General features: G+C 68.7%; 12 protein-coding genes. 6 read left to right on the plus strand and 6 right to left on the minus strand.

All coding sequences use genetic code 11. The annotated features are described in order from the left end of the window. Nucleotides 1-30 precede the first annotated feature (30 nt). From VMD50_RS18760 to VMD50_RS18780, 5 genes are all read right to left on the minus strand, one after another. The gene (locus VMD50_RS18760) at nucleotides 31-450 is read right to left on the minus strand and encodes a SufE family protein (protein ID WP_325429490.1); all 420 of its coding nucleotides are present in this window, start codon (nucleotides 448-450) and stop codon (nucleotides 31-33) included. Then, a complete protein-coding gene (locus VMD50_RS18765) occupies nucleotides 447-1,340 on the minus strand; it encodes a sulfurtransferase (protein WP_325429492.1) in 894 nt (297 codons plus the stop codon). The genes VMD50_RS18760 and VMD50_RS18765 overlap by 4 nt, the downstream gene beginning before the upstream one ends. Nucleotides 1,341-1,432: 92 nt before the next feature. Then, nucleotides 1,433-2,065: a Maf family protein gene (locus VMD50_RS18770; protein WP_325429494.1), complete on the minus strand. Its 633-nt coding sequence runs from the start codon at nucleotides 2,063-2,065 to the stop codon at nucleotides 1,433-1,435. Then, the gene (locus tag VMD50_RS18775) at nucleotides 2,062-2,304 is read right to left on the minus strand and encodes an acyl-CoA carboxylase subunit epsilon (RefSeq protein ID WP_325429496.1); all 243 of its coding nucleotides are present in this window, start codon (nucleotides 2,302-2,304) and stop codon (nucleotides 2,062-2,064) included. The genes VMD50_RS18770 and VMD50_RS18775 overlap by 4 nt, the downstream gene beginning before the upstream one ends. Next, nucleotides 2,301-3,950 carry an acyl-CoA carboxylase subunit beta gene (locus VMD50_RS18780; RefSeq protein WP_325429498.1) on the minus strand — a complete coding sequence of 550 codons (1,650 nt, stop codon included), beginning with the start codon at nucleotides 3,948-3,950 and terminating at the stop codon, nucleotides 2,301-2,303. The genes VMD50_RS18775 and VMD50_RS18780 overlap by 4 nt, the downstream gene beginning before the upstream one ends. Before the next feature lie 51 nt (nucleotides 3,951-4,001). Between VMD50_RS18780 and VMD50_RS18785 the strand changes: the two genes are divergently transcribed. Further along, nucleotides 4,002-4,829 (plus strand): biotin--[acetyl-CoA-carboxylase] ligase, encoded by an 828-nt coding sequence (locus VMD50_RS18785; RefSeq protein ID WP_325429500.1) that lies wholly within the window; start codon nucleotides 4,002-4,004, stop codon nucleotides 4,827-4,829. Nucleotides 4,830-4,839: 10 nt separating this feature from the next. Further along, entirely contained in the window at nucleotides 4,840-5,367 is a 528-nt protein-coding gene (locus VMD50_RS18790; RefSeq protein ID WP_325429502.1) for a PH domain-containing protein, read from the plus strand. On the opposite strand, the gene VMD50_RS18795 is transcribed toward VMD50_RS18790, so the two are convergent. Beyond that, entirely contained in the window at nucleotides 5,313-6,005 is a 693-nt protein-coding gene (locus VMD50_RS18795; protein ID WP_325429504.1) for a GtrA family protein, read from the minus strand. The two genes, VMD50_RS18790 and VMD50_RS18795, sit on opposite strands and share 55 nt — an antisense overlap. Nucleotides 6,006-6,103: 98 nt before the next feature. Between VMD50_RS18795 and VMD50_RS18800 the strand changes: the two genes are divergently transcribed. The 4 genes from VMD50_RS18800 to VMD50_RS18815 all read left to right on the plus strand — a co-directional run. Beyond that, a complete protein-coding gene (locus VMD50_RS18800; protein ID WP_325429506.1) occupies nucleotides 6,104-7,312 on the plus strand; it encodes a 5-(carboxyamino)imidazole ribonucleotide synthase in 1,209 nt (402 codons plus the stop codon). Next, entirely contained in the window at nucleotides 7,305-7,820 is a 516-nt protein-coding gene (purE, locus tag VMD50_RS18805; protein ID WP_325429508.1) for a 5-(carboxyamino)imidazole ribonucleotide mutase, read from the plus strand. The genes VMD50_RS18800 and purE overlap by 8 nt, the downstream gene beginning before the upstream one ends. A 37-nt stretch (nucleotides 7,821-7,857) precedes the next feature. Beyond that, entirely contained in the window at nucleotides 7,858-9,030 is a 1,173-nt protein-coding gene (locus VMD50_RS18810) for an acyl-CoA dehydrogenase (protein ID WP_325429510.1), read from the plus strand. 193 nt (nucleotides 9,031-9,223) lie between these two features. Further along, nucleotides 9,224-9,549 (plus strand): AMP-binding protein (locus tag VMD50_RS18815; protein WP_325429512.1); only part of this gene is annotated, 326 nt, incomplete at its 3' end.

Genomic DNA, 9,549 nt, shown 5'->3' on the forward strand with positions numbered 1-9,549 from the left:
GCTGATACCCGGTGTCCAATCCGTTTCTGATCAGGCCGTCTCGCGCAGCCGGCGCTTGATGCGGGCCAGCATGGCCGACATGCCGCGCAGCCGCAGCGGACTGATCAGAGCGGCCAGGCCCAGATCGGTGTAGAAATCCTCCGGCACCGCCAGGATGTCGGCGGCGGGTTGTTCGTCGAGGCCGGCGGCCAGGATCGACGCGAACCCCCGCGTGGTCGGCGCTTCGGCGGGCGCGCTGAAGTGCAGCCGCACCCGGCTCGGGTCGCTGGCGTCGACGTGCAGGAACAGCGGCGACTGGCATTCGGGCACCGGCTCCATCGCCGCCTCTTCCAGCTCGGGCGGCAGGGCCGGAAGCTCGTTGGCGAATTCCAGCAGCAGCGCCAGCTTGTCCTGGCCCTCGACCTCGCTGAAGTCGGACACCACCTCAGCCAGCGGCGTGGGCAGGCTCATCGGACGGGCACGGCTCCCGGTTCCGGTCCGCCGACGATCGGCACGCGCACGGTGTTGCCCCACTCGGTCCACGACCCGTCGTAGTTGCGGACCCCCGGCTTGCCCAGCAAATGGGTGAGCACGAACCAGGTGTGGCTGGAACGCTCGCCGATGCGGCAGTAGACGATGGTCTTGTCGTCCGGCTGCAGGAAGCCGTAGAGCTCTTCGAGCTCGTCGCGGCTGCGGAATCGGCCGCTCTCGTCGACGGCCTTGGCCCACGGGATCGACCGGGCGGTGGGGATGTGCCCGCCGCGCAGCACGCCCTCCTCGGGGTATTCCGGCATGTGGGTGCGCTTGCCGGTGTATTCGTCGGGCGAGCGCACGTCGATCAGCGGCTGGCTGCCGAGAATGGCCAGCACGTCGTCCTTGTACGCGCGGATGGGCTCGTCGTTGCGCCGCACGACGGGGTACCCGGTCGACGTCCTGGTCGGGACGTCCAGGGTGGTTTCGCGGCGCTCGGCCAGCCAGAGGTCGCGCCCGCCGTTGAGCAGGCGGACGTCGGGATGGCCGAACAGGGTGAACACCCACAGCGCGTAGGCCGCCCACCAGTTGCTCTTGTCGCCGTAGATCACCACGGTGTCGTCGCGGGCGATGCCCTTGCGGTCCATCAGCTCGGCGAACTGCTCGCCGTTGATGTAGTCGCGGACCCTGGGGTCGTTGAGGTCGGTGTGCCAGTCGATCTTGACCGCGCCGGGGATGTGGCCGACGTCGTAGAGCAACACGTCCTCGTCGGACTCGACGATCACCAAGCCGGGGGCGCCCATGTTGGCGGACAGCCAGTCGGCGGTGACCAGCCGCTCGGGATGGGCGTATTCCGTCAGGGAGGGGCTTGGATCGGGGGGTAAGGACACGACCCGAGCCTACCCACCCCGTTGGTCCCCGCCCAACGTCGACTTGTTGTTGGGAATCCGCTGATTTAGCCCAAACAAGTCGACGCTCGGCTTCAGCTACCGGCCCACAGCGCGGCCACCGACAGCCCCACCCGTCCCAGCAGCGACCGCAGCAGCGGCAGGCTCACGCCGATCACGTTCGACGGGTCGCCGTCGATCCCGTCGACGAACCAGCCGCCCAGCCCGTCGAGCGTGAATCCGCCCGCCACGCCCAGCGGCTCGCCGCTGGCCGCGTACGCCCGCAGATCCGCGTCCGCCGGCTGGGCGAAACGCACTGTGGTGCAAGCGGATTCCACTTCGCGATGGGTGATTGCATCGCCGCTCAGCCGCAGCAGGCAGTGCCCGGTATGCAGCCGGCCGGACCGGCCCCCCATCAGCCGCCACTGGCCCGCGGCGGCTTCGGCCGAGCCGGGCTTGCCGCACAGCCGGCCGTCGACCCAGAGCATCGAATCACAGCCGAGCACAACGCAATCCGCGGCGACGGCGCTCGGCACGTCGCCGGCCACCCGGTCCGCCTTGGCGGCCGCCAGCGCGCACACCACCTCGGCGGGCGATGCGTCCGATCCCAAACTCGCGGTGATCGCATCCTCGTCGACGCCGGACACCACGACCAGCGGATCGACGCCGGCCTGGCGCAGCACCTTCAGGCGACCCGAAGAGGCTGACCCCAGCACCAGCCGGGTCACTGCTTCATGTGCGTCATCTGCTGCATGGTGAGCCGCTGGTAGTTGGACATCGCGTAACGCAGCCGGTCGACCGGCAGCCCCCAGCGGGTGCGCTCCGGTTGGGCGGGCTCGGGGGCGCCGCCGCCGACGCCGCCCAGCACGGCGATCAGCGCGGCCAGCTCCTCGTCGGTCGGCTTGCCCTTGAGGACCTGGATGTGCGGCTCGTGCGGCTGGTGCGGTTGGGCCGGCTGGTCTGTCATAGCGGAATGTTCCCGTGCTTCTTGGGCGGCAGGTGGGAGATCTTGCGTTCCAGCAGGCGCAGCGCCGTGCCGATGTACCCGCGGGTGTACGACGGCGGGATCACCGCGTCGACGTATCCCCGCTCGGCCGCGACGTAGGGATTGACCAGCGTGTCCTCGTATTCCTGCTGCAGTTGCAGACGCAGCGCGTCGACGTCCCGGCCCTCCTTGGCCGCATCGCTCAGCTGCTTGCGGTAGACGAAGCCCACCGCGCCGGACGCGCCCATCACCGCGATCTGGGCGGTCGGCCAGGCCAGGTTGACGTCGCAGCCCATGTCCTTGGAGCCCATGACGCAGTAGGCGCCGCCGTACGCCTTGCGGGTGATGACGGTGATCTTCGGGACCGTGGCCTCGCCGTAGGCGTACAGCAGCTTGGCGCCGCGCCGGATGATGCCGTTGTACTCCTGGCCGGTGCCCGGCAGGAAGCCCGGAACGTCGACCAGCATGATGATCGGGATGTTGAAGCAGTCGCAGGTCCGCACGAAGCGGGCCGCCTTCTCCGAGGCGTTGATGTCCAGGCAGCCGGCGAACTGGGTGGGCTGGTTGGCCACGATTCCGACCGGCCGGCCCTCGATGCGGCCGAACCCGACGACGATGTTCTGCGCGTAACCGGCCTGGATCTCCAGGAACTCGTCGTCGTCGAGGATGCGGGTGATCACCTCGTGCATGTCGTAGGGCTGGTTGGGCGAGTCCGGGATAAGGGCGTCCAGCTCGAGGTCCTCGGCGGTGAGGTTCTCCTCGATGGGGCCCTCGGGGCCGGGCTCGGCGTAGCGGGGCGCGTCGGTGGCGTTGTTGGGCGGCAGGTAGCTGAGCAGGTCGCGCACCCAGTCGAAGGCGTCCTGCTCGCCGGAGGCGACGTAGTGCAAGGTGCCCGACTTGGCCATGTGGGTGTGGGCGCCGCCGAGCTCCTCCATGGTGACGTCCTCACCGGTGACGGTCTTGATGACGTCGGGTCCGGTGATGAACATCTGGCTGGTCTGGTCGACCATGACCACGAAGTCGGTCAGGGCGGGGGAATAGACGTGCCCGCCGGCGGCGGCGCCCATGATCAGCGAGATCTGCGGGATGACTCCGGAGGCCAGGATGTTGTTGCGGAAGATCTTGCTGTACAGGCCCAGCGAGACGACGCCCTCCTGGATCCGCGCGCCCGCGCCGTCGTTGATGCCGATGAGCGGGCGGCCGGTCTTGATAGCCAGCTCCTGGACCTTGACGATCTTCTCGCCGTACACCTCGCCGAGGCTGCCCCCGAACACCGTGGCGTCCTGGCTGAAGATGCACACGTCGCGGCCGTCGATGGTGCCGTAGCCGGTGACCACGCCGTCGCCGAGCGGGCGGTTGTTCTCCAGGCCGAAGTTCTTGCTGCGGTGCCGTGCCAGCGCGTCGAGTTCGACGAAGGAGTCCTCGTCCAGCAGGGCGTAGATGCGCTCGCGCGCGGTCAGCTTGCCCTTGGCGTGCACCTTCTCGACGGCCTCTTCGCCCACCGGGTGCAGCGACTCTTCCCGCCGCTTGTGCAGCTCGGCCAGCTTGCCCGCGGTGGTGTGGATGTCGATGGTGTGCTCGTGCGCGGGCTCAGCGGTATGAGACGTGTGGTCGGTAACGCTTGTCATGGGACTCGATGGTATCGGGAGCCCCCGGGCCGGAGTTTTAGGCTGGGTGGAGTGACGGATCGCGATTCGCTTCGGCAACCGTTGGATCAAGCCGCGCTGCGCGCCGAGTTGATCGGGACCGGGCTGGGCTGGCGCCAACTCGACGTCGTGGAGCAAACCGGGTCCACCAACGCCGACCTGCTGGCCCGGGCGGCGGCGGGGACCGACGTGGCCGGGAGCGTGCTGATCGCCGAGCACCAGACGGCGGGCCGCGGGCGGCACGGCCGCGGATGGTCGGCCACGCCGCGAGCCCAGGTCACGATGTCGGTGGGCGTCAGCGTCGTCGACGTGCCGACCGAGGGGTGGGGCTGGCTGTCGCTGGCCGCGGGCGTGGCGATCGTCGACGCCGTGATGGCGGTGACCGGGGTGCAGGCGGGCCTGAAGTGGCCCAACGACGTGCTGGCCGGCCCGCCGGATTCGCGAGGCAAGCTGGCGGGCATCCTCGCCGAGGTGTCGCGGCCGGTGGTGGTGATCGGCTTGGGGCTCAACGTGACTCAGGCCCCCGAGGAGATCGACGGCCCCGGTGCGACTTCGCTGTTCGACCTCGGCGTGGCCGCCCCGGACCGCCACCGGCTGGTCTGCGCGGTGTTGGCCGAGCTCGGCAGGCGGATCGTGGGCTGGCGGGCGGCGCGCGGCGCCGACTGGGCGCTGGCGGCCGACTACCGGGCGCGCAGCCTGACCATCGGCCGCGCCGTGCGCGCCCAGCTGCCCGGCGGCAAGGAGGTCGTCGGCACCGCGACCGCCATCGACGACCAGGGCAGGCTGTGCGTGGAAACGGGAGGGGCGGCCGGGGGCCAGACCGTCGTCGTTTCGGCCGGTGACGTGGTGCATTTGCGGTAGCTTCGGGCCCGTGAGCTATCCGGACAACGCCCTGGCCGCCGGCGAGCAGGTCGTGCTGCACCGCCATCCGCACTGGAAGCGCCTGATCTGGCCCGTGCTGGTCCTGGTGCTGGCGACCGCGCTGGCCGCGTTCGGATCCGGCTTCCTCAACTCGACGCACTGGGAGCAGCTCGCCAAGAACGTCATCTACGGGGTCATCTGGGGGATCTGGCTGGTGATCGTCGGCTGGCTGACGCTGTGGCCGTTCCTGGATTGGCTGACAACACACTTCGTCGTCACCAGCCGGCGGGTGATGTTCCGGCACGGGGTGCTGACCCGCAGCGGGATCGACATCCCGCTGGCGCGGATCAACAGCGTGGAATTCCGGGACAAGCTTTTCGAGCGGATGTTTCGCACCGGCACTCTGATCATCGAGTCGGCGTCACAAGATCCGTTGGAGTTCTACGACATTCCGCGCCTGCGCGAAGTGCATTCGCTGTTATATCACGAAGTTTTCGACACCCTGGGTTCCGCTGGGCCCGACGCGTCGCCGAGCTGACCGGATCGGCTGGCTTTCTTCCGCCAGGATCGCAACAGCGTGACGTTCCCATTTTCCAGGCCGCCTTCCAAGCCGCCCTCGATGGCGTCCTCCAAGACCTCGGCGAATCCCCCTGCGGTGAGCGCGGATTCCAGCGCCTTGTCGGAGGTGCGGGCGAACTCGTCGGGAAACACCCAGCGCCGGAACGCCCAGAACCGGAACGCCATCTGCAGCAGGTTGCCGATGACGTAGGCCGAGATGAAGTCGGTGATGTTCTCCACGGTCAGCGACACCTCGGGCACCCGCAGCTGCAGGACGTAGTGGGAGAACCACAGCGGCGCCATGGAGAGCAGCACCCCCACGCCGCTGAAGGCGAAGAAGAGCAGCGCCTCGTGGTGGCGCTCGCGGCCCCCGCGATGGCGGAAGCTCCACTCCCGGTTCAAGACGTAGGACGCGATCACCGCGACGATGCCCGCGATAACCTTGGCCGTGACCGGCTTCGGTTCGAGAATCGTCAGCTTCAGGGTGTAGAAAATCGCCGAGTCGATGATGAACGTGGTGCCCCCGACGATGGCGAATTTGATCAGCTCGTGATGGCGCAGCAAATACGGCTGAATGGCCTCGGGCAGGCGCGAGATTGCGGCATCGGCGAAGGACACAACATGTCAGTGTACGGATGAACGCGAAAACGACGCAAAATGCTACATAACGATTGGGCGTCTCGGCCGGTCACCGCGCCGCCGGAAGCCGTGACACCATGATGGCCGTGCCGAACAGACCCACGCCCGTAGTCGCGATGGTCGGCGGCGGACAGCTCGCCCGCATGACCCACCAGGCCGCGATCGCGCTGGGGCAGACGCTGCGGGTGCTGGCCACCGCGCCCGACGAATCGGCCGCGCAGGTCACGCCCGACGTGGTGATCGGTTCGCACACCGATCTGGAAGACCTGCGCCGGGTCGCGGCCGGGGCCGAGGTGCTGACGTTCGACCACGAGCACGTCCCGACCGAGCTGCTGGAGAAGCTGGTCGCCGAGGGCGTCAACGTCGCGCCGCCGCCGCAGGCCCTGGTGCACGCCCAGGACAAACTCGTCATGCGGCGGCGACTGGAGGCGCTGGGTGCCGTTGTGCCCCGCTATGCGGAGATCCGGAGCCTCGACGAACTCGATGACTTCACGCGACGCATAGCCGGCCCCGTGGTCGTGAAAGCGGTCCGCGGGGGCTACGACGGGCGCGGAGTGCGGATGGCCCGCGACCCTTCGCACGCCCGCGAGATCGCGGCCGCCTTCCTGGCCGACGAGGTGCCGGTGATGGCCGAGGAGCAGGTGAATCTGCGGCGCGAACTGTCGGCGCTGGTGGCCCGCTCGCCGTTCGGGCAGGGGGCCGCGTGGCCGGTGGTCGAGACGGTGCAGCGGGACGGGATCTGCGTGCAGGTGATCGCTCCCGCGCCCGGGCTGAGCGACGACACGGCCGCGGCGGCCCAGCGGCTGGCGTTGCGGCTGGCCGCCGAGCTCGGCGTCGTCGGTGTGCTGGCGGTCGAGCTGTTCGAGACGACCGAGGGCGTACTGCTGGTCAACGAGCTCGCGATGCGGCCGCACAACTCCGGGCACTGGACCATGGACGGGGCGCGCACCAGCCAGTTCGAACAGCACCTGCGCGCGGTGCTGGACTATCCGCTCGGCGACACCGACGCCATCGCGCCGGTGACGGTGATGGCCAACGTGCTCGGCGCCCCGCAATCGGCGATGCCCGCGATGACCACCGACGAGCGGCTGCACCACCTGTTCGCGCGGATGCCCGATGCCCGGGTTCACCTCTACGGCAAGGCCGAACGGCCGGGACGCAAGGTGGGGCACATCAACTTCGTCGGATCCGATACGGACCTGGCCGAGCTGCGTGAACGCGCCGAGCGGGCGGCACACTGGTTGTCACACGGGCAGTGGACGGACGGATGGGATCCGCATGGCTGAATCGCCTCGCGTCGGGGTCATCATGGGCAGCGACAGCGACTGGTCGGTGATGTCCGACGCCGCCGAGGCGCTGGCCGAGTTCGACATTCCCGTCGAGGTCCGGGTGGTCTCCGCCCATCGCACGCCCCAGGCGATGTTCGACTACGCCCGCGGCGCGGCCGGCCGCGGCCTGGAGGTGGTCATCGCCGGCGCCGGCGGCGCCGCCCACCTGCCCGGGATGGTCGCCTCCGCCACGCCGCTGCCGGTGATCGGGGTGCCGGTGCCGCTGGCCCGCCTCGACGGCCTGGACTCGCTGCTGTCGATCGTGCAGATGCCGGCGGGCGTTCCGGTGGCCACCGTCTCCATCGGCGGCGCCCGCAACGCGGGACTGCTGGCCGTGCGCATCCTGGGGTCGTCCGACGCGGCGCTGCGGGCGCGGATCGTGGCATACCAGGAGCAGCTGGCAGAGGCGGTGCGCGCCAAGGATGCGGCGCTGCAACAGCGGCAGGGTAAAGTTACCGGCCAGTAGCCGGCCTGTAACCGGAGAAGTGCAAGGAGGCCGAAAGATGGCTGGATGGGCCGGAAACCCGTCATTCGATTTGTTCCAACTGCCCGAGGAGCACCGGGAGCTGCGGGCGGCGATTCGGGCGCTGGCGGAGAAGGAGATCGCCCCGCACGCGGCCGACGTGGATGAGAATGCGCGATTCCCGCAGGAGGCCGCGGACGCGCTGACCGCCTCGGGCTTCAACGCCGTCCACGTGCCCGAGGAGTACGGCGGGCAGGGTGCGGACTCTGTGGCGGCGTGCATCGTGATCGAAGAGGTGGCCCGGGTGGACGCCTCGGCGTCATTGATCCCGGCGGTGAACAAGCTGGGCACCATGGGCCTGATCCTGCGTGGCTCCGAGGGACTCAAGAAGCAGGTGCTGCCCTCGGTCGCCGACGGCAGCGCGTTGGCGTCCTATGCACTGTCCGAGCGCGAGGCCGGCAGCGACGCGGCGTCGATGCGGACCCGGGCCAGGGCCGACGGGGATGACTGGATCCTCAACGGCGCCAAGTGCTGGATCACCAACGGCGGCAAGTCGAGCTGGTACACGGTGATGGCGGTGACCGACCCGGACAAGGGCGCCAACGGCATCTCGTCGTTCATAGTGCACAAGGACGACGAGGGATTCACCGTCGGACCGAAGGAGAAGAAGCTCGGCATCAAAGGCTCGCCGACCACCGAGCTGTACTTCGAGAACTGCCGCATCCCGGGCGACCGGATCATCGGCGAGCCGGGTACCGGCTTCAAGACCGCGCTGGCGACGCTGGACCACACCCGTCCCACCATCGGCGCCCAGGCGGTGGGCATCGCCCAGGGCGCGGTGGACGCCGCGATCGCCTACACCAAGGACCGCAAGCAGTTCGGGGAGTCGATCAGCAGCTTCCAGGCCGTGCAGTTCATGCTGGCCGACATGGCGATGAAGGTCGAGGCCGCGCGGATGCTGGTGTACCAGGCGGCCGCCCGCGCGGAGCGTGGCGAATCCAACCTCGGCTTCATCTCCGCGGCGTCGAAGTGCTTCGCGTCGGACGTGGCGATGGAGGTGACCACGGACGCGGTGCAGCTGTTCGGTGGCGCGGGCTACACCACCGACTTCCCGGTCGAGCGGATGATGCGCGACGCCAAGATCACCCAAATCTATGAGGGCACCAACCAAATTCAGCACATCGTGATGTCCCGCGCCCTCCTCGCGGCCTGACCGTCACCGACAACGGGTGCGCCATGAAGGCCCTGCGATTGATTGGAAGCGATCGACTTGGCGGCTGGCGGGCTGGTGAAGGTCGAATCGAGGATCTACTCACTTGACGACGCACCATCGGCCTACGCGACCTTCACGACGAGAAGGTGCATGGTCACGCCGTCGTGGTGCCCTGACCACACGGAAGGTCGCTATGTCCGAGAATCTGATCGTCAGCACGCCCGAGGCGTACGCCTATCCGCTGCTTGTCAAGCAGTTACTGACGAACTCGCTGAGCCTGTATGGCGATCAGGAGATTACCTTTCGCGGCGAGCACCGCTACAGCTACCGCGACTTCCGGCGGCGCCTCGGCCGGCTCGCCTCGACGCTGAAGGGCCTCGGCGTGCGCCACGGGTCGACTATCGCGGTGATGGATTGGGACAGCCACCGGTATCTGGAGAGTTACTTCGCAATCCCCATGATGGGCGCGACGCTGTTCACCGTGAACGTCCGGCTATCGCCGCACCAGATTGCCTACAC

The organism is Mycobacterium sp., from assembly GCF_035506235.1.
Lineage (GTDB): Bacteria > Actinomycetota > Actinomycetes > Mycobacteriales > Mycobacteriaceae > Mycobacterium.